The organism is Desulfotomaculum sp., assembly GCF_982386235.1.
The window spans coordinates 133,104-157,020 of the sequence record NZ_CEVWQM010000002.1 but is presented as its reverse complement, the minus strand read 5'-3'; the positions used below and the strand labels follow the sequence as shown (position 1 = coordinate 157,020).

The window sequence follows — 23,917 nt, the reverse complement described above, 5'->3', positions numbered from 1 at the left end:
CTGAGACAATGTTCGATTTACCAAAAATCGAAAAGGCTGTGAAAATGATACTTGAGGCCATCGGAGAGGACCCTAATAGAGAAGGGCTTGTAGAAACCCCTGCCAGGGTAGCAAAAATGTACCAGGAAATTTTTTCTGGACTAGCAGAAGATCCCCAAGAACATCTGGACAAAACCTTTTCAGAACAACATGAGGAAATGGTGTTGGTAAAGGACATCCAACTGTTTAGTATGTGTGAGCATCACTTAATTCCCTTCACGGGCAAAGCTCATGTTTGTTATATACCAAGGAATGGCAAGGTAACGGGATTATCTAAATTGGCCAGACTAGCCAACGGTTATGCCCGCCGGCCCCAACTTCAGGAACGGCTAACCACACAAATTGCTGATGCTATCATGTCCCGTCTAAATCCCTACGGTGTTCTAGTAGTAGTGGAGGCGGAACACCTCTGTATGTCCATGCGAGGCGTCAGATCCCCAGGTGCTCATACTGTTACCTCTGCGGTGAGGGGTATTTTCAAAAAGAACGAGGCATCACGTGCCGAAGCACTGAGCCTCATTCTTAAGAGATAGTCTTTGGGGTCTAGCCGTCAGCCATCACCCTAAGGGCCAGAGCTCCTTTGAAAAGATTCCAGAGAAGGACAGGCAAAAAGATGAGGGCTGACGGCTGGGTTTGACCCCAACAACCAACGGTTATAAGTAAAATTGGAGGAATATTATGAGTTCTGAAAGCAAAGGTTCTGACAAGCTCGAATTAATTGCCCAAAGGAGTTTTTCCAATTATGCAGAAATGTATAAAATTGTAGATTTTCTAAATCGTACACTAAAGGAAAAACAAATAATTTTTGGCCTAACAAAGGATAAAAACGGTAATATGACAATTTCTATCTATGAAACTTAGGAGGTTGTAAATGCGCATTCTAATTTCCAACGATGATGGCATTTATGCTGATGGTATCGGGGAACTGAGAAAGGCTCTGGAGCAGATAACCAGCGAGGTTTACGTAGTGGCACCGGATCGTGAGAGGAGTGCCTGCGGACATGGTATTACGGTAACTCGTCCCCTCAGGGCAAAGGACTACCAGTTTAAGTCCGGTCATGCCAAGGGGTGGTTGGTTGACGGAACCCCTGCGGATTGTGTTAAGTTGGGCTTGGAATCCCTACTACCTGAACCACCGGATTTAGTTGTTTCTGGCATTAACTTAGGTCCTAATTTAGGAACGGATGTACTCTATTCTGGCACAGTTTCTGCGGCCTATGAAGCCATCATTAACCATGTTCCAGCCATTGCAGTCTCTTTGGCAGCTTGGGATAAGCTCAACTACAAACCAGCAGCGGAATTTATGAAGGAATTTATCCCATTAATTGCAAAAAATCCCCTTAAAGAAGGAACCTTGTTAAATATAAATATACCGAATAACTATGACGGAAAGGGCATGAAAGCTACTCGATTGGCTCGCCGCCGGTATATTAGATGTTTCGATCAAAGAGTGGATCCCAGAGGTAAGACTTATTTTTGGATGGCTGGGGAACCATACAATCTTGATGATGATGATGTAGAAACCGATGCAGCTGCTATAAACAATGGGTATGTATCCATAACACCCTTACTTTTAGATCTAACGGATTACTCCTTTAAAAACAAAATGATCGGCTGGCTGCCGACCAAGATATAGATAATAAAAAGAAGTGCCGCATACTAATAAGTCGCTGCGACACTTCTTTTTTATACAATTATACTAATTCATTGGCTCTTTCTAAGGCGATTTTTACAAAGTTGCCACATTGACGGGAAGTTAAGTTTCCATAGTCACTATGTTCCCCTAAAATTAAACCCTCAACGCCTTGCTGGTTAGCAGCATAATGCTTCATTTTCCAATTCATAACTTTATCCCGACCCATGACGATTCCTCCTCGTAAATTTTTTCGCCGAATATTCTTTCGCACAGGAATTCAGTTTGTGTGAATCGTAGCCTGGGACAGCATTTCGGCGGTAAAAGAAAAGGCTATCACTGAAGCTTGGTTCAGGGAAATTTCTAATGATAGTTTGTGATATTTCTGCAAATAATATTTTGCTAAGATTTTGGCGAAAAAACCATATTTCTTAGGTGCGTTTGTCAATTATATTTTTTATAAACCTAATATTATCCCGGTGAATTCCCCCTAATAAAAACAGAAAGAAAAGATAAGAAATGCATCCTGCCGGCAAGGCAACTAACAAAGTAAATAAAGGTGAAAATGATAAAAATGATTTTACCTGCCAAATAACCAATCCCATACCGAATGCTGCTAAAAAAGGTTTTACGATATCATGGGACCAATTAATTTGATAACCAATTAATTTACGCAAATTGAGGTAATTTAAAAATGCCATGGTGATATAACCAATATTCATGGAATAGGCAGCACCTAAGACACCAAATTGAGGCAAAGTAATTAAGTAATATAGTCCAAGAATTTTAATAATCGAGGCAACTATCATGTTTTTAAAAGGTATCATAGCTTGACCCATTCCTTGTAAAATACCCGTTGTTGTTTGTTGAAAGTATAAAAAGGGAGCTCCTATGGCAAAAGCACCTAATATAACTCCTGCATCTGCATAGCCGAAAAGCACACCACACATTTCCTTGGGAAGCAAAAGGAAGACCGCTATACAGGGAAACCCGACACAAAAAGTAATGCGTAATGCCTTGGAGGTTCGGTTTTGGACTAATCGGTAGTTGTTTAGGGCTAGGGCATCTGAAATAGCAGGTATTAGTGCTGTGGCTAAGGAAATGGTGATCATGGAAGGAGTAAATAATAAAGCCTCAGCGATACCAACAAATTGGCCATATGCCGAGGTTGCATCACTTACGGACATGCCTGCTGCCTGCAATCTCTGAGGGATTAATACCGCTTCCACAGACAATATTAATGTGCTAAAGAATCTTGTCAAAGTAACAGGTATACCTAGGCTGAATATACGAGTGAAGGTAGTTTTGACTGGCTCTGGATAAATATTTGGTCCTACAGAATAGGGTCTCTGACGATTAAAGTAAAGATATATCATCGTTAGGCAACCGGTTAGTTCTCCTATAACAACACCTAGGGCTGCCCCCATGGCGGCGAATTCCACCCCCCTTGGTAATAAAAGATAGGCTATAAATAGGCCAGTAACCACCCGCACGATCTGCTCCAGAGTTTGTGTTATAGCTGTTGGCGTCATTTGCTGCAAACCTTGAAAATAACCACGAAAGGCTGAACAAATTGCTACTACAATTATGCCAGGTACAAGACAAAGAAAGATATAATAAACCTTTGGATTTGGAAACAAGTATTTTGTTAAAAGCGGGGCGCAAAGGATTAACAACGTTGTAAAAAAGATACTAGAAACAATTAATATCGATAAACAAATTTTAAATATTCGATTAGCCCCTCGGATATTGTTTCGTGCAACCTCCTCTGCCACCAGTTTTGCAATTGCCACTGGTATTCCCATGCTGGCCAGTACCATCACCAGTATATAGATGGGAAAAACCATGTTGAACAAGCCTACGCCTTCTGGTTTAATTAATCGTATAATAACCATTTGATAAATAAAACCAATTACTCGGTTGATAAAACTAGCAGATAGCAGGATTAAAGCACCGGTCACAAAGGATTGTCGAGACATGTCCATTTTCCTTTCGTACTGGCAAGCCAGATAATCTTTAATTATATGTATGATTGACAACCCTTCTGTATGAAAAAGAAGACGGAGTGAAAATCACTTTATAACACGATCAGAAAGCATAAGACAGAAAAGCTTGGCTCGCGCTATAAATTTGGCGCGTGCCAAGCTTTTCTAAAAATTTTAATGCAATTTTCGTTAAATTAAGAGGATTTGGATTAGACTTGTAGAAATGTTAACATAATTTTATTTTCAATTACCTACATACTCATATTTCAACAAATAATGGGTAAGGGTATATAAATTACCAATTAGGGATACCATTATTTACAAAAGGAGGCCTGAACTTTGAAAAATTACCAATCCAACCAACTCCGAAATGTTGCAGTGGTGGCCCACGGCGGTTCTGGCAAGACATCTTTGGTAGAAGCTATGTTGTTTAATACCGGTACTCTTTCCAGACTTGGCAGAGTAGATGACGGAACAACTGTTTCTGATTACCACCCTGAAGAAACCGCACGCAAAATGACCATCCACACAAGTCTGGTCCCGGTTGAATGGAATAACACGAAAATAAATTTACTGGATACCCCAGGATTTTCTGATTTCATTGGTGAAGTTAAAGGCTCTTTACGTGTTGCGGACGGCGCTCTCTTTGTGGTATCTGCGGTAGATGGTGTTCAAGTACAGCACGAAACTATTTGGGAAATGGCACCAAACTTACCAAAGATAGTGGTTATTAACAAAATGGATCGTGAAAATGCGAACTTTGACAAGGTAGTCGATGAATTAAAGGATAAATTTCAAGCCAATTTCGTACCCATTCAATTACCCATTGGTTCCTTTAATGATTTTAAAGGTGTCATAAATGTAATGGGACAAAAAGCCTTCGAAGGAGAAGGAAAGGGTAAGGAAATTACTGTACCGGATGACTTAGCGGATCAACTAGAACTCTATTATGAAACCCTTATAGAAGCTGCCGCTGAGGGTGACGATGATCTTACCATGAAATACCTTGAAGGTGAAGCACTAACCGTCGATGAAATAAATGATGGTTTCCGTAAGTCTTTGGCTATGGGTAAAGTGGTGCCAATTCTAGCTTGCAGTGCTACAAAAAATATTGGTGTGTCTCAAATACTTGATTTCTTGGCGGAATACTTCCCTGTACCACAGGTGGAAGATGGTCCGGTTTCATCCCTGGTATTTAAGACCATTGCCGACCCCTATGTTGGAAAAATGAATTTCATAAAAGTGTTTAGAGGACAATTAAAAAATGATTCCCCTATTGTCAATGCTTCCAAAGAAAAACCTGAAAAACTTAGTCAAATTCTTTATGTGCGTGGTAAAACAACTGTATCAACCGACGTTGTACCCTGCGGAGATTTAGCCGTACTCGTTAAACTTCAGGATACTTCCACAGGAGATACCCTGGCTCACAAAGATAAGCCTGAATTATTAGAAGGTATTAATTTCCCTCAGCCAACCCTAACCATCGCTGTTATGCCTAAGAGTAAAAATGACGAAGACAAACTAGGCGATGCCTTATTTAAATTAATGGAAGAAGATCCTACCGTTAAGGTCCAGAAAAATACGGAAACCAAACAAACATTGCTAATTACCATGGGTGAGGCCCAGACCCAAATTATGGTTGATCGGCTAAAGAAAAAATATGGCGTTGATGTAATACTGGAGGAAGCAAGAGTACCTTACCGTGAGACTATACGTAAAAAGGTTGAAGTGGAAGGTAAGCATAAAAAACAATCCGGTGGACGTGGTCAATATGGTCATGCCTGGATTCGTTTTGAACCAACCGATGAACACTTTGTTTTCGGAGAAGAAGTATTTGGTGGAGCAGTACCCAGAAACTTTTTCCCAGCCGTAGAAAAAGGACTTAGAGAGGCCCTTGAAGAAGGAGTTTTGGCAGGTTTCCCTGTAACCGGTCTAAAAGCCACGTTATATGATGGTTCTTATCACCCGGTGGATTCATCAGAAATGGCCTTTAAGATTGCAGCACATCTAGCCTTTAAAAAGGGATGTGACCAAGCCAGTCCGGTTTTATTAGAGCCTATTCAAAACGTTGAAGCTACTGTTCCGGAGAACTTCATGGGTGACATCATCAGTGATTTTAATACCAAAAGAGGTCGTGTGCTGGGTACCGAAGCCCTGGGTAAGAATGTGATCGTCAAAGCTCAAGTTCCTTTATCAGAAATGTATCGGTATGCCATCGACTTAAAATCTATGACCCAAGGCCGTGGCTCCTTCACAATGGAATTTGCTAGTTACGAAGAGTTCTCTGGTCGTGAAGCAGAAATGGTCATTAAGAAAGCCAAGGAAGAAAAAGAAGCGAAATAAATGCAACAAGGTAAAGAGGGTGTCGCCACTACTGCATATAGCAAGCGACACTCCCTTTTTAATTAGGCTTTGCGATCAAACGAAAAATGTCGAATATTGTCACATTTTTCAGAAAAAGATTGCATTTCATTTCCCGTAAAATTGTGTTAAGGTTAGTGGGGGTGGTGCAATGAAGCTTCGTGAAATTATGACTACCAATCCAATTTCCCTAACACCCGAACAAACTGCTCAGGAAGTTGCTAAAATCTTTCTTAACCAAGGATTGGATGGAGCACCGGTTATCGACAACAACGGACAAATTATTGGCCTCTTTACAAAAAACCAGATTTATAAATTGGTCAGTGAAGGACTTAATATCCTGACCCCCATTGGTGAGTTAATGGAACAAGAGATTAAGACAGGTTATCCCGATGATCATGTGGATAGTCTCTTAATTCAAGAATTAAACTGGTTGCCAATTGTAGAAGGCAATAAAGTAATAGGGATAATCACCCGCACGGACTTACTGCGAGTATTCATGGATTTTTATCGGGATATCTCCTGCGAACTAGACACAATCATTAACTCCATCTACGATATCATCGTATCAGTCGATGAAGAAGGGAATATCAAGGTATTTAACCAATCTGCAGAAAGATTTCTAGGACTGACAGCCCAGGATGTAAAGGGTAAAAACATAGAAGAATTTTTCCCCAACAGTGGCATGACGAATGTGATTCAAACCGGAAAAGAAGAGCACATGCAAAAAATCATGCTAAATAACCAATGCTTTATTTCCAATATATCCCCTGTTAAAATAAAGGATAAGATTTTTGGTGCCGTGGCAGTTTTTCAACATTTTTCCGAACTGGAGAGAATATCCAGGGAACTAAAATATGTTAAGGAATTAAATCAGGAACTAGATGCCATTATAGAATCTTCCTTTGATGGATTATATATAACCAACGGAGAAGGCTACACGCTTCGCGTTAATAAAGCTTATGAGCGTATAACCGGTGTGGATAGCTCCGTCTTTTTGGGTCGACATATTAAGGATATCATCAGGGAAGGGATTGTCTCTGAATCCGTTACGTCATTGGTATTAGAACGCAAGGAACCCGTTACGATCATTCAACAAAATAAGAGCGGTAAAACTACATTAGCCACTGGTAACCCTGTTTTTGATAGAAACGGCAATATCTTTAGAGTGGTTAGTAATGTTCGTGATATCACGGAGCTTAATTTATTAAAACAAGAATTGGAACAAGCCCGTGGTTTAAGTTTACACTATGAGAAACAATTGCGTACCTTACGTTATGCTGGTTCAGATAAAATGGTAGTTCATTCAGCAAAAATGAAGGATCTTATGGGTCTTATCATGCGGTTGGCTAAGGTAGATTCAACCATTTTAATTACTGGTGAATCTGGAACGGGTAAAGAGTTAATTGCCGAAACATTGCACAAAAATAGTACCCGATACGATGGACCTTTTATTAAGGTAAATTGCGGTGCCATACCGGAAAACCTGCTAGAGTCAGAATTATTTGGTTATGATTATGGTGCCTTTACCGGTGCTAAGAAACAAGGTAAAGCGGGATACTTTGAATTGGCCATGGGTGGAACATTATTCTTGGATGAAATCGGGGATCTGCCGCTGAATCTTCAGGTTAAACTCCTAAGGGTTTTGCAGAGTCGAGAAATTGTCCGGGTAGGAGGGGAAAAGCCCCTTAAAATTGATGCACGTATTTTGGCTGGTACAAACCGTAATTTACTCGAGATGGTACAAAATAAAGAGTTCAGAGAGGATTTATACTATCGATTAAATGTAGTTCCCGTTAATGTCCCGCCACTTAGAGAAAGAAAAGAGGATATTCCGGTCCTGATTACTCATTTTGTTCTCATGTTTAACCTAAAATATAAGCTTAACAAAAGAATCTCCCAGGACATGATTGATATTTTACTGCGGTATGATTGGCCAGGCAATGTTCGGGAACTAGAGAATCTAATCGAAAGATTAGTCGTCGTTTCCTCCAGAGATACACTAACAAAGGACGATTTACCATCAAATTTAAGGGGAGATAATCTGGAGGTTTTAAATGTACAAGTCTCAGGCTTAATGCCTCTAAAAGATGCAGTGGAAAGTGTTGAGAGACAAGTATTAGAAAAGGCCTATGCTGAGTGCAGAACAACCAGGCAAATGGCGAAATTATTAAAGGTGGACGCTTCGACCATTGTTCGAAAAGCAGCCAAATATGGAATTAGCAAAGAAATATAAATGTTTTGAATGTTTCCAAAACGCAATATCTTGTTGCGTTTTGGAAACTAAAAATACAAGGTTAAATATTTCAGTAGGAATGTAATAACCGTAAGTTTTGTTTTTGCATAAGACGAAATTTTATGATTTTTGTAAATATTTTAATAACGGCGCCTATTTGCTCATGATTTTGGGGATTTTGTCATGAAAGGATTCGTAAATGACTGGCAGCAACAGACAAAGCTAAAACCAAGTTAAATTTCAAGGCCCGTATTCCTGTTGATAAAATGCCACACTTGTTAAGAATGTTTCAAGTCTAATATTTAATTAATTAGCGAAAGACCAAGGGTTTTACGAATCAAATCATGACTAGGACAATCTTGGTATGAACATTGCATAATAAAAACAGTGTTAAGAACGCATCTAGTTCTTATATAAAAATATTAATTGAAGGGAGAGTTTAACATGATCAAAATCTTTGTATTCGCTGCTATAATTGCTTTTGGCCTTTTTAATATGGTTAAAGGCGTGCAAGAGCGATTAAATGCAGCTTTTTTGGGCAAGAAAGATGACCGATCAGACAATTTTGGGGAGAGGTTAAAAGGTGTCTTAGTAAACGCACTGGGACAAAAGAAGGTGCTTAATGAGGCCGAGGGCGGCATTATGCACGTCATGATTTTTTTCGGTGCTAGTATTGCTGGTTTAAGAATTGTTGAATTTATGTTATCCGCATTATTTCCTGGTTTTGTAATTCCTTTTGTTAGTAATAATTCTCTGTTTTATTTAGTGACTGATATTTTCGGAATTATAGCAATTGTAGGAATTTTATATTCAGGTTGGCGTCGCTGGGTCTCCAAGATAGAAAGATTGGATCCAGAGCCCTTTGGGACACCCGCAGAAAATTTAATATTAATAATGGTTTCTGGTCTTACTATTTTGATTGCCTCTGTATTCGTAGGAACTGGCTTTAAAGCCGCAATGGATACAACTGGTGTTTATGCCTTAGCCCCTGCTACTGCTTTATTTGGCAGTTTATTTAGCGGCATGTCGGAATCAAGTTTGGAAACTGGATTCCAAGTTTCTTTTTGGGTCAACACAATATTTGCTTCCGGCTTCATGGTGTTTTTCCGTTACTCACCACACGTACACCCAGTTTTTGCACCTTTAAATATTTTTTTCCGTACACTAAAGCCCCGGGGCGGTATGATTGAGCCCATCAATTTTGAGGATGAGAGCATTGAACAATATGGTGTGGCTAAATTAGAGCAATTTACTTGGAAGGATTTAATGGAAGGCTATGCCTGTGCTGAGTGCGGTCGTTGTCAGGCGAACTGTCCAGCTTATCTCAGTGGTAAACATCTGTCCCCGAAACATTTAATTCATAAGTTAAGGGTGCATGTTGATGAAACAGCCAAGGCCATGGGACCTAAGTTAGGAACCACCACTATATCTGATATAGTTGCTGATGAAACAGCAGCCACCAGTGAAGTTTTTGAAAAGAATTTGGTACCGGATGTATTTAGTGCAGAGGAAATTTGGGATTGCACCAACTGTGCAAGCTGTATGGAGCAATGCCCAGTAATGAACGAACATGTACCTAAAATTATTCAAATGAGGCAAAACCTTGTTCTAATGGAAAGTGATTTTCCAGCAGAAGCTCAATTGGCCTTTACCAATATGGAACGTAACTTCAACCCTTGGGGTATTGGTTGGAACTCCAGAGGGGATTGGGCTAAGGATTTAGATGTTAAATTATTAAGTGATGACAGCAATGTCGACATTGTTTACTTCACTGGCTGTGCCGGTGCCTTTGATGACCGCAGTCAGAAGGTAGCAACATCTTTAGTCAAAATTATGCAAGCCGCAGGAGTTAATTTCGCTATTCTTGGCCCCGAAGAAAAATGCTGCGGTGATTCAGCTAGACGTTTAGGTAATGAGTACTTAGCACAAGAATTGATTAATAATAACGTAGAGACCTTAAACGGTTATGGCGTTAAGAAAATTGTTACTACCTGTCCACACTGTATGACCGTATTAAAAGATGAGTATCCACAATTTGGTGGAAATTATGAAGTAATACACCATACCCAATTAATTGATCAGCTAATCAAGGCAGGAAAACTTAAGTTTAAACAAGCCGATGCTCTTAAAAAGATCACTTATCATGATTCCTGCTTCTTAGGTCGTTATCATGATGAGTATGAAGCTCCCAGACAAATCATTGGTACACTGCCGGGCATCAATTTGGTTGAAATGTCCAGAAACAAAACCAAAGGTTTTTGTTGTGGCGCCGGTGGTGGCCGGATGTGGCTAGAAGAACATGGCACACGTATAAATGTTATGCGTACTGAACAGGCATTGGATACAAATGCAGAGGTCGTTGCAACTAACTGTCCTTTCTGTCTCACAATGATGGAAGATGGTATTAAGGATAAAGAAGCAACTGAAAAGATTAAAGCCTTTGATGTTGCTGAATTAGTTGAAAGAAATCTTCAGTAAAGCAACCCTTTAAAGCAAACGTATTTGATATAAGGGTGAGGTTATCACCCTTATATCAAGGAATATATTGTTGCAAAATTACATTTTTTGTTGCATTGGGGAAACAAAAGAAAGGGGGCCAAATTCTAAAAGAAGCATCTTTAAAAATATGCCGAATATTATCAAAAATCATATTTTTTGACTATTTTGAATTTATGAAATTCGATAGTGTGTGGCTTTTAGCAATATTGGTATAAAATGGTAATGACAAAATATTTTCTCTATTGCAATAAAAAAATAAAAACCAAGGCTTGTTGGTTGTTGCAAATATAAAACGATTGCAACTAATGTAACAATTGCATTGCTTATTTATTTGCGAAAAAACCGTGATTTTACGGTGTTATTGAGAAAGTGGACAAACTTGGTATGATATTTGCACTATAAAATGCAAGAAAACAAGCATTGGAATTTCTAAGCAAGTCCTAAAATTATGAGCCAAACAAAAAATACTGCTCATAATTTTATATAAGTAAAAAGGAGGGTGCGTATGAAAATCTTAGTGTTAGTTAAACAAGTCTTTGATACCGAAGCAGCTATCAAAATCGCCAATGGTAAAATTAACAGTGACGGTATCACCCAAATTATCAACCCCTATGACGAGTTTGCTATTGAAGAGGCCCTAAAAATCGCAGAAGCCAACAAGGGTGAAGTGACAATCGTATCTGTAGGTTCAAATGTAGACCAAACAGTACGTCAAGCCCTTGCTATGGGTGCCAACAGCGGTTATGTAGTTGAAGATGCTGCCCTGGCTGATGCTGATGAGTATAGTGTAGCCACTGCTTTAGGTAAAGCCATTAGTGGTATGCAATATGATCTAGTTTTAGCTGGGTGGCGGGCAATTGATGATGGTTCTGCCCAAGTGGCATCCCGTGTTGCCCAAGCTTTAAATATTCCGTTAGTTAACTTAGCAATTAAATTAGAAGTAGCTGGTGGCAAAGCCACTGCTACCACTGAAATAGATGGTGGTACTGCCATTATTGAAGTTCCTCTTCCAGCAGTGGTAACTTGCCAAAAGGGCTTAAATGAGCCTCGTTATCCTTCTATGAAGGGTATTATGCAAGCTAAGAAAAAGAAAATTGAAAAAGTTGGATTGGATGCCATAGGACTGGATGCTGCCGCTGTTGCAGCAAAAGTAAAGACCTTAAATATCTATTTGCCAGAAGCTCGGGCAGCCGGAAAAGTTATTACCGATGAACCTGCTGTAGCTGCTAGCCAAGTAGCAAAACTTCTGCGCGAAGAAGCAAAAGTAATATAAAGGAGGGAATGGCCAATGGCAAAAGGTATTTGGGTATTTGCAGAACAACGTGATGGCAAAATCAAAAAAGTTACTTACGAATTATTAAGCGCAGGCCGCGGTTTAGCTGACAGCCTGGGTGAAGAACTATGTGCTGTATTATTTGGTAAAGATGTTGCTGGTATAGCTGCAGCCCTTGGTGAATATGGTGCGGACAAGGTTTATGTAGCTGACAATGATAAATTAGCTGAATATACAAATGATGGTTATGTAAGCACACTGGCTGACCTGGCAAAAGCCAATGAACCCAGTGCAATCTTCTTTGGTTATACCGCAGTAGGCCGTGACCTGGGTGCTTCCTTAGCTCAACGCTTGGCAACCGGTATGGTTTCTGACTGTGTAACGGTTAAGGCTGATGGCGGACAGTTAGTATTTGATCGCCCCCTCTATGCTGGTAAAGCCTTTGTAACAGCTTCATGCCCTGAAGCTCGCCCGGCAATTGCTGCAATGCGTCCTAACGTATTGGCAATTAATGAACCTCAAGCTGGCAAACAGGCAGAGGTTATCAATGTAGAAGCAACCGGAGATATCCGCCAGATCGTTAAAGAAGTTGCTATGGCAATTTCTTCCCGCCCAGAGCTTACTGAAGCTAGCATTGTTATTTCTGCCGGTCGTGGCGTAAAAGGCCCCGAAAACATGAAATTACTTGAAGATTTTGCCGATGCCCTTGGTGCTGCTGTCGGTTGCTCCCGGGCAGTGGTAGATGCTGGTTGGTACCCACAGGCTCAACAGGTTGGTCAAACCGGTAAAACCGTTTCTCCCAACCTCTATATTGCTTGCGGTATTTCCGGTGCGATTCAGCACTTAGCTGGTATGAGCTCCTCTAAATGCATCGTTGCTATCAACAAGGATCCCGAAGCCAACATCTTTAAAATGGCTGACTATGGTATTGTAGGAGACCTTTTTGAAGTAGTTCCTCTATTAAAAGAAGAGCTTCAGAAGATTTTAGCTTAATTAGATGTTCCCGCGGAGCATGGATTAACTGCTGTAAATAGGATTACCTCTAAAATAAATTGACCTAAAAAGGAGTGAGCGGAGGTTGCAGGATTTCCGTTGCGCAAAATGTCAGAAGCTTTTAGCGAGGTATCGTAATTGCCAGATGCTTGAGGTTAAATGCCCGCGGTGTGGACAAATAAATAAGCTTAATAGTGTCTATCTTACTGATGAGGTTAAAGAAATTACCTACAACAAGTCACTAGCTGTAAAATAACAACTAAAAACAAAAGTGTTATAGATTTTCTGCGTTGAGAGCCTAGAGCCCCGCCAGACAATTTGTCTGCGGGGCTTTTTTTCCGAATATGATGTAGGAAGAAGAGGTGCGGGTTTGATGAAGGAAACCGTTATAGTTAGTGCTGCTAGAACCCCATTCGGCCGCTTTGCTGGCGGTTTAAAATCATTTAAAGCAGTCGATCTGGGCGGCATTGCCATTCAGGAGGCAGTCAAACGTGCGGGCATTTCTCCAGAGCAAATTGATTATGTCTATATGGGTCAAGTTCTACAAGGCGGTTGCGGTCAAGTTCCTTCCCGTCAGGCAACTCGCAGAGCGGGTTTACCTTGGGAAGTCCCCTCAATCACTGTCAATAAAGTTTGTTCCTCTGGTTTAATTACTGTATCCATGGCTGATAAGGCCATTCGTCTAGGTGAGATTGATATAGCCGTCGCAGGCGGTATGGAAAGCATGAGCAATGCTCCCTATTTCCTTCCTGGTATGCGCTGGGGTGCTCGTATGATGGATCAAAAGGCGAAAGACCTGATGGTTAACGACGGCCTCTGGTGCTCCTTCTACGATCGTCATATGGCAATTCATGGCTCAGAAGTAGCGAATGAATTTGGCCTTACCCGGGAATCTCAAGACGAGTGGGCTTTGCGGAGTCAATTATATGCTTCTGAAGCAATAAAAGCAGGTCGCTTAAAAGAAGAGATCGTGCCAGTTGAAATAGCTGGCAAGAAGGGTTCAACAATTATTGATACCGATGAAGGTCCTCGTCCAGATACTACCATCGAAGCATTAGCTAAGTTGCCTCCTGTATTTGCTAAAGACGGTACTGTTACTGCCGGTAATGCTCCTGGGGTTAATGATGGTGCTGGTGCCCTCGTGCTTATGTCTCGTGAAAAAGCGAATGAACTTGGCCTTAAGCCTTTAGCAACCATTGTAGGCCACGCAGAAGTTTCTCAGGAAGCAAGATATATTGCAACTGTTCCTGGATTGTCAACATTAAAACTCTTAAAACAAAAAGGTATGACGATCGACCAGATCGATCTGATCGAGGCCAATGAGGCCTTTGCTGCCGTTGCTCTGACCAGTGGTAAGATAGCTGGCTGGGACTCCAATCGTGTTAACGTAGATGGCGGAGCCATCGCCTATGGTCACCCAATTGGTGCCAGTGGTGCACGTATCCTGATGCACTTAGCCTTTGCTCTAAGAGCACGTGGCGGCGGATATGGTATCGCCTGCATCTGCAGTGGTGCAGCCCAAGGTGATGCAATGATGATTAAGGTGGAATAACTAGCCACCATCGATAATACTAGTTATTAGATGAGGAGGACAATCATGGAAATTAAAAAGATGATGGTCATTGGTGCTGGCCAAATGGGTAGTGGTATTGCCCAGGTTTTTGCTCAAACAGGCGTTGCTGTCGTTTTAAATGACATAAAACCAGAATTTGTTGAAAGAGGCATTGCCGGCATTACTAAAAATTTAAGCCGCAGTGTAGACAAAGGTAAAATGACAGCCGAAGCTAAGGATGCTGCTCTTGCTCTCATTACTCCTTCTACCAGTTTAGAAGATGCGAAGGATTGCGATCTAGTAGTTGAAGCTGCTGTTGAAAATATGTCACTTAAAGCTAAAATATTTAGTGATTTAGATGGCATTTGCCCCCCCCACGCAATCTTAGCTACTAATACTTCCTCCCTACCTATTACTGAAATTGCTGCATGCACCAAGCGTCCTGCCCAAGTAATTGGTATGCACTTCATGAACCCTGTTCCTGTTATGAAATTGGTTGAAGTTATTCGTGGTATTGCTACATCGGATGAATGCTACAAGGCCATTGAAGAAATGAGCGTTAAACTGGGTAAAGTTCCGGTTGAAGTTAAAGACGTTCCTGGTTTTGTATCCAACCGTGTACTTCAATTAATGATTAACGAAGCTATTTTCTGTGTTTATGAAGGTATTGCTACCCCAGAAGGTGTTGACAATGTAATGAAGCTTGGTTGCAACCACCCCATGGGACCTCTTGCTTTGGCAGACCTAATTGGCTTGGACACCGTTCTTGCTATTATGAACGTACTGCATGAAGGCTATGCTGATTCCAAGTATCGTCCTTGCCCACTGCTCCGTCAATATGTTAAAGCTGGTTGGTTAGGCCGTAAGTCTGGTAAAGGTTTCTACGAGTATAATAAATAAATTAGGAGGTCAACCTGATGGAATTTAATACCCTTCTACTGGAAAAGGAAGGCAATATTGCCTTGTTGACCATCAATCGCCCCAAGGCCCTCAATGCCTTAAACCCAGAAGTTCTTAAAGAAATTGGTCAAGCCGTAGACGTTATTACTGCTGATGACGAGATTTTTGTTGTAATCCTTAAGGGTGCAGGCGAGAAAGCCTTTGTGGCCGGTGCAGATATTACTGCTATGCAGAATATGAATGCCCTTGAAGCCCGTGCCTTTGCTATTCTGGGTCAAGATGTATTCAAAAAGCTGGAGTATATGAACAAGCCCGTTATCGCAGCCATCAATGGTTTTACATTGGGCGGCGGTTGTGAATTAGCCATGGCTTGTGACATTCGGGTTGCTACTGAAAAGAGTAAATTTGGTCAACCAGAAGCTGGTCTTGGTGTAACCCCTGGCTTCGCTGGAACCCAAAGATTACCTCGTTTAGTTGGTAAAGGTCGGGCTAAGGAACTGATCTATACATGTGATATTATTGGTGCTGCAGATGCCCATCGTATGGGTCTGGTTAACCATGTAGTTGCTGAAGATCAATTATTAGATTTCTGCAAAGCCATGGCTGGTCGGATTGCCTCCAAGGGTCAGGTAGCTGTTCGTCTTTGCAAAGCTGCTATCGATCAAGGTCTAGAAATGGATGCTGATAAAGGTATGGCATACGAGGCAGAGGTATTTGGTCTATGCTTCGCCACTGCGGATCAAAAAGAAGGTATGACTGCCTTTGTTGAAAAGAGAAAGGCTAGTTTCACTGGTAAGTAAGCCTTTGATTTAAACCGGAATTTCACTGGTATTTATCAGTGAAATTCCTCCCCACCATTATAGTTCTTTAAATAACTGTTTTAAGCAACTCCTAGCAATAAACAGTACTAGAGAGGACGTGTCAATGTATGGATTTTAGGTTAAACGAAGAACAACAAATGTTTAGAGACACAATACGTAAATTTGCTCAAAAGGAAATAGCTCCAATTGCTGCTCAAACTGACCATACCCACCAGTTCCCTCTTGATACAATTAAGAAATTAGCCGATATGGGACTAATGGGTCTTCCCATCCCCGAAGAATACGGCGGTGCTGGTTCTGACTACGTAACTTTTGCTATCCTAGTAGAAGAAATTGCTAAGGTATGTGCTTCAACAGCCGTTGTTCTTTCTGTTCACACCGGGTTAGGTTGTATGTCTACCTATATGTTCGGTAACGATGAGCAAAAAGAAAGATACCTGAAGCCGTTATGTGAAGGTACCATGCTGGGAGCCTTTGCTCTTACTGAACCCCAGGCTGGTTCTGACGCTGCTGCTTTAAAATGTACAGCAGTTCGGAAAGGTGACAAATACATCGTTAACGGCAGCAAGATTTTTATTACCAACGGTGGCTATGCCGATATGTATGTGACCTTTGTTCGCACCGATCCAACTACCAAAAATTACAATGGCGTTACCTGCCTGATCATTGATAAAGATACTCCTGGCCTGATCATTGGCAAGCCAGAAGAAAAAATGGGCTTAAATGGTTCTGCTACCGTAACCTTGACCTTCGAAGATGCCGAAGTACCGGTTGAAAACCGCTTACTTGAAGAAGGTAAAGGCTTTAACGTGGCCATGGGTCTCTTAAACGGTGGTCGGATTACCATTGGTGCCCAAGGCTTAGGTATTGCCCAAGGTGCTATGGATTTAACCATTCCCTATGTCAAGACCCGTGAGCAGTTTGGCAAACCTCTGTCTGCACAACAGGGTATTCAATTTATGCTGGCTGATATGCAGACAGAAATTGATGCATCCCGCCTGCTGGTATACCGTGCAGCCTGGTTAAAGAGCAACGGCCTAGAGCACGCAATGGAAGCTTCTATGGCTAAAAAGTTTGCCACGGATACAGCCATGAGAGTAACCACGGATTGCGTACAATTGTTTGGTGGTTACGGTTATTGCAAAGAGTACCAAATCGAGCGTTACATGAGAGATGCTAAAATCACTCAAATCTATGAAGGTGCCAACCAAGTACAAAGAATCGTTATTGCTAAAAATCTTCTCAAATAGGTTTTTAGTAAGGAATAAACCCAAATATATAAAAGGAGGTATCAGTTAGTGACAAAGCCTAGTAAAAGGATGTCTCTAACAGAAGCCATCAGTTTGATCAAAGATGGCGACATGCTTACTTTCAGCGGGTTCACGATTTGGCGGCGTCCCATGGCCGCAATTTATGAAATTGTACGGCAAGGAAAAAAGAATTTACATCTAATGGAAGTAAACTCTGGCACCCATAGTGAGGTTTTGATCGGTGCAGGTTGTGTAAAGATTTGGGAGTCTTGTTGGATCGGTCACGAGTTATTTGGTAAGTTAGGTGGTAACTTTTCGCGTAAGGTAAAAGAAGGTGAAATCATTGCGAATGACTATAGTCACGTGCATATGGTTTTACGTTTAATGGCCGGAGCGATGGGGGTACCTTACCTGCCTACAGCATCTGCTATGGGTACCGATATTCTTAATCCTGAATTAGACTCTTTCGCAGTTCATGGCTTACGGAATGGGAAAAATCCCAAAATACCTGCGGCTAAGTTTGAAGTTGTTAAAGACAATTTTTATGACATGGGCGAACTCGTCCATATTCCTGCTGCTAAGCCAGATGTATGCATCATGCTTGCACAACAGGTGGGTGAAGAAGGTACTGTAAGAATCAACGGGCAAAAATATACCGACGAAGAAGCTGCTAAAGCAGCGGATAAAATAATTGTCATTGCTGAAGAAGTTGTGCCTGAAGAATACATCCGCCGTGAGCCGGATCGCAACCTTATACCCCCTTATATGGTTGATGCCATTGTTGAATTACCCATGGCTGGTCACCCAACTGGTTGCTACGGCAAGTATGAAGTAGATGGCGATTTTATTCGTGACTTTTATAGTAAGACCAGAACCCAAGAAGGTTTTGATGCTTGGGCCCAAGAATGGGTCTTCGGGGTTAAAGATCATTATGAGTACCTCGAAAAATTAGGCGTTAGACGCTTAGAGAATTTACGTGCTAACTCTGCCTTGAATTATTCAAGTAAAGTGAAGAGGGGGGCGAGATAATGAGTAGCCATGAGTTTGCTAAACCGGGTGAATACAAAATCATCGATTTGCTAGCTGTTTCTGCGGCTAGGGAAGTTAATGATGGCGAAGTGGTATTTGCCGGCACAGGTTTACCAATGCTTGCTATCATGCTTGCCCAAAAAACAACCTCTCCAGGTGCTTACTGCATCTACGAGGCTGGATCAATAGATGGTAGACCCATTCATTTACCCACCTCAGTAGGTGATGCCCGTTGTGCCTATGGCGGTGCCATTGCTTCAGGTCTATTTGACGTATTTAACCAACTCCATAAAGGCGGTGTTGATCTAGCCTTTTTAGGTGGGGCAGAAATTGATAAATATGGTAATGTGAATACCACCGCCATGGGAGACTATTTAAATCCCTCAGCCAGATTAACAGGCAGTGGCGGTAACCCCGATATTAACTCCTTAGCTCAAAGAACTGTATTTATGATGGTTCAAGAAAAACGCCGCTTTGTGGATAATGTTAGCTATGTTACCTCTCCGGGATGGAGAGTGCCTACATTCCCCGGACGTAAATTTGTTCCTAAGCAGGAGTTATATGGCAAATTCCATCGGGGTGGACCCTCGGCTGTTATAACCAATATGGCTGTTTTCCGCTTTGATCAAGAAACCGGTGAAATGTACCTAGATACCTATCATCCTGGTTTCACAGCCCAAGATGTTAAGGATAATTGTGAGTTTGACCTAGATATCTCCAGAGTCAGTGGAGAAACCAAACCACCTACCTACCATGAGCTTGAACTACTGTATAAGGTGATTGATCCAGAGGGTATATTCCTACCCTAAATATGCCTGTCGGCCAGTGTTGGTTACCTGTTACCCCTTAGTCCTTCTATTGATTGAGCTAAGATTTTATCAGGTCGTATTAAGCCAGTGCCGCCACAGTGTGGCACTGGCACCTTATAACCTATATATTAGGAACTTATAAGATTGACCTAGCTTTTTTAACATTAAGAATGCTCAACCGGCACTGAAAAAATATATCGGCAGCCCTGTCAAAATCAAATACGAGGAGGAAAAGTGAATGATTTTTAAACTAACTGAAGAGCAGGAAATGCTTCGTAAAGCGGTACGTGACTTTGCAGAAGGTGAAATTAAGCCTAAAGCTGCAGAAATGGATGAGAATGAGCAGTATGATTACAGCCTATGGACCAAAATGGCTGAAATGGGTCTAGCTGGCGTTCCTTTCCCCGAAGAATATGAAGGCTCCGGCATGGACAACCTTAGCTATGCTATCGTAGTAGAAGAACTGAGCCGTGTATGTGCTTCCAGCGGCGTTCTGGTTTCTGCCCATACCTCCCTATGCGCATGGCCTATTTATGCCTTTGGTACCGAAGAGCAGAAGAAAAAATATCTGGTTCCTCTAGCCAATGGTTCTAAAATTGGTGCTTTAGGTCTTACCGAACCCGCTGCTGGTTCTGACGCTGTTGGTCAAAAGACCACCGCTGTTTTAGATGGCGATGAGTGGGTACTTAATGGTACTAAAATATTTATTACCAACGGTTTTTATGCAGAAACCTATATTGTTATAGCTGTTACTGATAAAGAGAAAAAAGCTAAAGGTATCTCCATGTTCATCGTTGAAAAGGATACCCCTGGCTTTACCTTTGGTAAAAAAGAACACAAAATGGGCATTCGTGCTTCCGCAACCTATGAATTAGTATTTGAAAATTGCAGAATTCCTAAAGAAAACTTACTGGGCGAGCTAGGTGCTGGCTTTAAGCAAGTTATGATGACCCTTGACGGCGGACGTATCGGTATTGCTTCCCAAGCTTTAGGTATTGCCCAAGGTGCCTTTGAAGCTGCAGTAGAATACAGTAAAATCCGTGAGCAATTTGGCAAGCCCATTTCCGCTAACCAAGGTATTGCTTGGATGTTAGCCGATATGGCTACCCAAATCGAAGCTGCTAGATTGTTAATATATCAAGCTGCTTATCTAAAAGATGCCAAACTGCCTTATGGTCAGCAATCTGCTATGGCTAAACTGCATGCTGCTGAAACTGCTATGGCAGTTACCACCAAAGCTGTACAAATCTTCGGTGGCTACGGTTACACCAGAGAGTATCCCGTTGAGCGCATGATGCGTGATGCTAAGATTACCGAGATCTATGAAGGTACCAGCGAAGTTCAACGTATCGTTATTGCTGCTGGCATTCTCAGATAATTAGACACTTTCGGGTAGAGTAACGAAATATTTCGTTACTCTACCCGAATTCTTAAAATTATTTAATTAACTTATTAACAAATAGAATAGATTAAGAATGCATTCCTCTGTTATTTTATTCACATAGTGAAGATTCAGAGGACTAATATATATTTCGGCCTTTTTATATTTTTTGCAATTTATCTAATTTAGTCACGGAATCTCACGAGCACTCTGGTCTTAATTGTACCAATTTTAGAAATAATGGGATGTCATCTGGAGTACGTACCCTATAAAAAATGTATATATAGGGAGGGTTATTTTGCCGATGGTACCTATTTTGGAGGCATCAAGGTATTATTGGCACCTGGGAACCACTGAGTTTCCTAACACAATTTGACATTTAGGAGGAGAGATTATGAAAGAAGCAGCACCTTATTTTTTAGAAGTCAGAGACGCTATTGTAGAGATGGGTGGCGAAAACATAAACATTTGCATGCAGTGCGGGACCTGTGCCGGAACCTGTCCCTGGGGTAGATTAGAGGAAAAAAGCCACTTTAATATTCGTAAAATGATTTATCAGGGTAGGATGGGTATTGATGGTTATGAAACCGATGATATACTATACGCCTGCACAACCTGCGGACACTGTGTTACCCGTTGCCCACGCGGGGTAAAAATCACGGATGTAGTACGTGCTATGCGTAGTGTAATCGGTGAAACGGGTGGTATCCCCAAAAACCTAAAGGCAGCTGTCGGAAGTATCAACAGTCAAGGTAATCCCTGGTCACAGCCAAGAGAAAAGCGGGATGCCTGGGCTAAGGGCCTGGACATTAACAAATTTACACCTGACACAGAGTACCTTTTATATGTATGCTGTACTTCAGCCTTTGATGGCAGAAGCCAAAAAATAGCCCAATCTATTGCTGAGCTTCTTAAAAAAGCTGAAATAAGCTTTGGAATTATTGGTAACGAAGAACAATGTTGCGGCGAATCCATTCGTAAGATTGGTGCTGAAACTGAATTTTCTATGTTAGCTGAAGCAAACATCAAGCTCTTTAAAGAGAATGGTGTTAAAAAGATTATTACCACATCACCCCACTGTCTATCAGCTTTCAAAAATGACTATCCTGAATTTGGCGGTGAATTTGAGGTTTATCATTACACAGAAATACTTGAAAACTTAGTCAAAGAAGGTAAGCTTGCCTTCAATAATATTGATGGTCAAAAAGTTATCTATCATGAGCCCTGTTACTTAGGACGTCATGGTCAAATTTTCGAAGCCCCCCGGGATCTATTGTCTCAAGTCCCCGGAATTGAAACAATCGAATATGGAAAATCTAAAAACGATAGCCTATGCTGTGGCGGCGGCGGAGCACGTATATGGATGGAAACCGAACCTGGACAACGTTTCTCCGATTTCAAAGTAGCTGAGGCTGCTGAAAAAGAAGCGAATATCCTTGTTACTGCCTGCCCTTATTGTGTAGTTATGATGGAAGATAGTGTTAAAAACTTAAATAAAGACGACGAAATAAAAGTTAAGGACATCAGTGAAATCCTTAAGGAAAATTTAAAATAGTACTTACATGAAATAAATAAAAAACTATAAAAATAAATTCTCTTAAAACCTGCAACTTTGCAGGTTTTTAAGAGAATTTATAGAATAGTCTATTTATCATACTTTTCTAAATCTTCTTGCTTGAGAATAAATATTAAAATTTGACATTTTATTTGGGTTAATGGAATATTTATGTGATACTATACCTCCCAAAAACCCATATTGCTTATGCAAAAAGTTTGTATTTCTAACTTAATTCACGGGTCATAAGTTGACCCACATCTTACATTCTTTAAATCTTTATTTTACTCAAATTTGCAATAGCTTAATTAATTATGCATAATAAATAAAAAACGGAGGACTGATTATTATGAGTAAAGAAGTTGTCATTGTCAGCGCGGTTCGTACCGCATTGGGTAGTTTTGGAGGTACCCTCAGCAATATTCCTGCTTCTGATTTAGGTGCTATCGCAGTTAAGGAAGCTTTGGTCCGCGCTGGTTTGGAAGCAAAACAAGTTGATCAAGTAATCCTAGGCAACGTTATCCAAGCAGGCCAGGGACAAAACCCTGCCCGTCAAGCATCTTTAAAAGCAGGCATTCCCGTTGAAATTCCAGCCTATAGTGTAAATATCGTTTGTGGCTCAGGTCTGAAGACAGTAGCCATGGCTGCCAACGACATTATCTGTGGTGAAGCAGATATCGTAGTAGCAGGTGGTTTTGAAAATATGAGTATTGTACCATATACATTGGAAAAAGCCCGTTATGGTTATCGCATGGGCGATGGAAAAATTACTGATACCATGGTTAAAGATGGCTTGACTTGTGCTACTAACCATTATCACATGGGTATTACAGCCGAGAATATTGCCGAACAATATGGCTTAACCCGTGAAGCTCAAGATAAATTTGCCGTAGCCAGCCAAGAAAAAGCTATTGCAGCCATTGATGCAGGTAAATTCAAAGATGAAATCGTCCCTGTTTTGATTCCTCAAAAGAAAGGTGACCCCAAAGTATTTGATACGGATGAATTCCCAAGACGTGGCACAACTCTGGAAGGACTGGCTAAATTAAGACCTGCCTTTAAGAAAGATGGTACTGTAACCGCCGGTAATGCTTCTGGTATTAACGATGGAGCTGCAGCGCTGGTTGTTATGTCCAGAGAGAAAGCCGACCAGTTAGGTCTTAAGCCTTTAGCCACAATTATATCTGCAGGAACCGGTGGGGTAGATCCTTCCGTTATGGGTCTAGGTCCTATTCCTGCTACCCGTAAGGCCTTAGCAAAGGCTGGCATGACAATAGCTGATATTGATCTTATTGAAGCCAACGAAGCCTTTGCAGCCCAATCCCTGGCAGTTGTAAAAGATCTGGAAATGCCAACTGAAAAAGTTAACGTTAATGGTGGAGCCATTGCAATAGGTCACCCTGTAGGTGCCAGTGGTGCTCGTATCCTCGTTACCTTAATCCATGAAATGCAGCGCAGAGATTCTCGCTATGGCCTTGCTACCCTGTGCATAGGCGGCGGTATGGGTCAAGCCCTTATTATTGCTAGGTAATTAATGAGAGTAATGACCATTAGGGTTGAAACGACTAAAGCCATTCGGCTCTAGTCGTTTCAACAACAAC

20 protein-coding genes are annotated in these 23,917 nt (G+C 41.2%); 18 read left to right on the top strand and 2 right to left on the bottom strand.

Annotated elements, in window-relative coordinates; translation table 11 throughout:
• The first annotated feature begins 8 nt into the window (after positions 1-8).
• The 3 genes from folE to surE all read left to right on the top strand — a co-directional run bounded on the left by folE (position 9) and on the right by surE (position 1,675).
• Positions 9-572: a GTP cyclohydrolase I FolE gene (gene folE, locus AC1U9Z_RS01825; RefSeq protein ID WP_333530802.1), complete on the top strand. Its 564-nt coding sequence runs from the start codon at positions 9-11 to the stop codon at positions 570-572.
• 145 nt (positions 573-717) lie between these two features.
• Complete coding sequence (locus tag AC1U9Z_RS01820) at positions 718-900, top strand: YpmA family protein (protein WP_479955480.1); 183 nt, start codon at positions 718-720, stop codon at positions 898-900.
• Positions 901-910: 10 nt separating this feature from the next.
• Positions 911-1,675 (top strand): 5'/3'-nucleotidase SurE, encoded by a 765-nt coding sequence (surE, locus tag AC1U9Z_RS01815; RefSeq protein WP_333530800.1) that lies wholly within the window; start codon positions 911-913, stop codon positions 1,673-1,675.
• Between the two features lie 58 nt (positions 1,676-1,733).
• Here the strand turns inward: surE and AC1U9Z_RS01810 are convergent, their stop codons facing one another.
• Together AC1U9Z_RS01810 and spoVB are read right to left on the bottom strand one after the other, a co-directional pair.
• Positions 1,734-1,901 (bottom strand): small, acid-soluble spore protein, alpha/beta type, encoded by a 168-nt coding sequence (locus tag AC1U9Z_RS01810; RefSeq protein ID WP_333530799.1) that lies wholly within the window; start codon positions 1,899-1,901, stop codon positions 1,734-1,736.
• Positions 1,902-2,103: 202 nt separating this feature from the next.
• The gene (spoVB, locus tag AC1U9Z_RS01805; RefSeq protein WP_479955519.1) at positions 2,104-3,651 is read right to left on the bottom strand and encodes a stage V sporulation protein B; all 1,548 of its coding nucleotides are present in this window, start codon (positions 3,649-3,651) and stop codon (positions 2,104-2,106) included.
• A gap of 345 nt (positions 3,652-3,996) precedes the next feature.
• Here spoVB and fusA point away from each other — a divergent pair, with 345 nt between their 5' ends.
• The 15 genes from fusA (at position 3,997) to AC1U9Z_RS01730 (ending at position 23,847) form a co-directional block, all read left to right on the top strand.
• A complete protein-coding gene (gene fusA, locus AC1U9Z_RS01800; RefSeq protein ID WP_479955479.1) occupies positions 3,997-6,000 on the top strand; it encodes an elongation factor G in 2,004 nt (667 codons plus the stop codon).
• 169 nt (positions 6,001-6,169) lie between these two features.
• Entirely contained in the window at positions 6,170-8,254 is a 2,085-nt protein-coding gene (locus AC1U9Z_RS01795) for a sigma 54-interacting transcriptional regulator (RefSeq protein WP_479955478.1), read from the top strand.
• Between the two features lie 444 nt (positions 8,255-8,698).
• Entirely contained in the window at positions 8,699-10,732 is a 2,034-nt protein-coding gene (locus tag AC1U9Z_RS01790; protein ID WP_479955477.1) for a heterodisulfide reductase-related iron-sulfur binding cluster, read from the top strand.
• 526 nt (positions 10,733-11,258) lie between these two features.
• Complete coding sequence (locus AC1U9Z_RS01785; protein WP_479955476.1) at positions 11,259-12,026, top strand: electron transfer flavoprotein subunit beta/FixA family protein; 768 nt, start codon at positions 11,259-11,261, stop codon at positions 12,024-12,026.
• 15 nt (positions 12,027-12,041) lie between these two features.
• Positions 12,042-13,019 carry an electron transfer flavoprotein subunit alpha/FixB family protein gene (locus AC1U9Z_RS01780; protein WP_479955475.1) on the top strand — a complete coding sequence of 326 codons (978 nt, stop codon included), beginning with the start codon at positions 12,042-12,044 and terminating at the stop codon, positions 13,017-13,019.
• Between the two features lie 85 nt (positions 13,020-13,104).
• Positions 13,105-13,275, top strand: coding sequence for a Com family DNA-binding transcriptional regulator (locus AC1U9Z_RS01775; RefSeq protein WP_479955474.1), 171 nt, complete (start codon positions 13,105-13,107; stop codon positions 13,273-13,275).
• Between the two features lie 117 nt (positions 13,276-13,392).
• Complete coding sequence (locus AC1U9Z_RS01770) at positions 13,393-14,571, top strand: acetyl-CoA C-acetyltransferase (RefSeq protein WP_479955473.1); 1,179 nt, start codon at positions 13,393-13,395, stop codon at positions 14,569-14,571.
• A 45-nt stretch (positions 14,572-14,616) separates the two neighbouring features.
• The gene (locus AC1U9Z_RS01765; protein ID WP_479955472.1) at positions 14,617-15,471 is read left to right on the top strand and encodes a 3-hydroxybutyryl-CoA dehydrogenase; all 855 of its coding nucleotides are present in this window, start codon (positions 14,617-14,619) and stop codon (positions 15,469-15,471) included.
• 17 nt (positions 15,472-15,488) lie between these two features.
• Positions 15,489-16,271 carry a short-chain-enoyl-CoA hydratase gene (locus AC1U9Z_RS01760; RefSeq protein WP_333530791.1) on the top strand — a complete coding sequence of 261 codons (783 nt, stop codon included), beginning with the start codon at positions 15,489-15,491 and terminating at the stop codon, positions 16,269-16,271.
• 128 nt (positions 16,272-16,399) lie between these two features.
• A complete protein-coding gene (locus AC1U9Z_RS01755) occupies positions 16,400-17,542 on the top strand; it encodes an acyl-CoA dehydrogenase (protein ID WP_479955471.1) in 1,143 nt (380 codons plus the stop codon).
• A gap of 48 nt (positions 17,543-17,590) precedes the next feature.
• Entirely contained in the window at positions 17,591-18,571 is a 981-nt protein-coding gene (locus AC1U9Z_RS01750) for a CoA transferase subunit A (RefSeq protein ID WP_479955470.1), read from the top strand.
• Positions 18,568-19,380: a CoA-transferase subunit beta gene (locus AC1U9Z_RS01745; RefSeq protein WP_479955518.1), complete on the top strand. Its 813-nt coding sequence runs from the start codon at positions 18,568-18,570 to the stop codon at positions 19,378-19,380. The genes AC1U9Z_RS01750 and AC1U9Z_RS01745 overlap by 4 nt, the downstream gene beginning before the upstream one ends.
• A gap of 238 nt (positions 19,381-19,618) precedes the next feature.
• Positions 19,619-20,758 (top strand): acyl-CoA dehydrogenase, encoded by a 1,140-nt coding sequence (locus tag AC1U9Z_RS01740; RefSeq protein ID WP_479955469.1) that lies wholly within the window; start codon positions 19,619-19,621, stop codon positions 20,756-20,758.
• Between the two features lie 397 nt (positions 20,759-21,155).
• Positions 21,156-22,316 (top strand): (Fe-S)-binding protein, encoded by a 1,161-nt coding sequence (locus AC1U9Z_RS01735; RefSeq protein WP_479955468.1) that lies wholly within the window; start codon positions 21,156-21,158, stop codon positions 22,314-22,316.
• A 349-nt stretch (positions 22,317-22,665) separates the two neighbouring features.
• Entirely contained in the window at positions 22,666-23,847 is a 1,182-nt protein-coding gene (locus AC1U9Z_RS01730) for an acetyl-CoA C-acetyltransferase (protein WP_479955467.1), read from the top strand.
• Positions 23,848-23,917: the final 70 nt, after the last annotated feature.

Excerpts from the sequence above, each read along its gene's own strand:
- AC1U9Z_RS01765 (WP_479955472.1), top strand. The coding sequence starts at position 14,617 with ATGGAAATTAAAAAGATGATGGTCATTGGTGCTGGCCAAATGGGTAGT.
- AC1U9Z_RS01735 (WP_479955468.1), top strand. The coding sequence starts at position 21,156 with ATGAAAGAAGCAGCACCTTATTTTTTAGAAGTCAGAGACGCTATTGTA.
- AC1U9Z_RS01785 (WP_479955476.1), top strand. The coding sequence starts at position 11,259 with ATGAAAATCTTAGTGTTAGTTAAACAAGTCTTTGATACCGAAGCAGCT.
- AC1U9Z_RS01730 (WP_479955467.1), top strand. The coding sequence starts at position 22,666 with ATGAGTAAAGAAGTTGTCATTGTCAGCGCGGTTCGTACCGCATTGGGT.
- folE (WP_333530802.1), top strand. The coding sequence starts at position 9 with ATGTTCGATTTACCAAAAATCGAAAAGGCTGTGAAAATGATACTTGAG.
- AC1U9Z_RS01795 (WP_479955478.1), top strand. The coding sequence starts at position 6,170 with ATGAAGCTTCGTGAAATTATGACTACCAATCCAATTTCCCTAACACCC.
- spoVB (WP_479955519.1), bottom strand. The coding sequence starts at position 3,651 with ATGTCTCGACAATCCTTTGTGACCGGTGCTTTAATCCTGCTATCTGCT.
- surE (WP_333530800.1), top strand. The coding sequence starts at position 911 with ATGCGCATTCTAATTTCCAACGATGATGGCATTTATGCTGATGGTATC.
- AC1U9Z_RS01760 (WP_333530791.1), top strand. The coding sequence starts at position 15,489 with ATGGAATTTAATACCCTTCTACTGGAAAAGGAAGGCAATATTGCCTTG.
- AC1U9Z_RS01790 (WP_479955477.1), top strand. The coding sequence starts at position 8,699 with ATGATCAAAATCTTTGTATTCGCTGCTATAATTGCTTTTGGCCTTTTT.
- AC1U9Z_RS01810 (WP_333530799.1), bottom strand. The coding sequence starts at position 1,901 with ATGGGTCGGGATAAAGTTATGAATTGGAAAATGAAGCATTATGCTGCT.
- AC1U9Z_RS01770 (WP_479955473.1), top strand. The coding sequence starts at position 13,393 with ATGAAGGAAACCGTTATAGTTAGTGCTGCTAGAACCCCATTCGGCCGC.
- AC1U9Z_RS01755 (WP_479955471.1), top strand. The coding sequence starts at position 16,400 with ATGGATTTTAGGTTAAACGAAGAACAACAAATGTTTAGAGACACAATA.
- AC1U9Z_RS01740 (WP_479955469.1), top strand. The coding sequence starts at position 19,619 with ATGATTTTTAAACTAACTGAAGAGCAGGAAATGCTTCGTAAAGCGGTA.
- AC1U9Z_RS01820 (WP_479955480.1), top strand. The coding sequence starts at position 718 with ATGAGTTCTGAAAGCAAAGGTTCTGACAAGCTCGAATTAATTGCCCAA.
- AC1U9Z_RS01780 (WP_479955475.1), top strand. The coding sequence starts at position 12,042 with ATGGCAAAAGGTATTTGGGTATTTGCAGAACAACGTGATGGCAAAATC.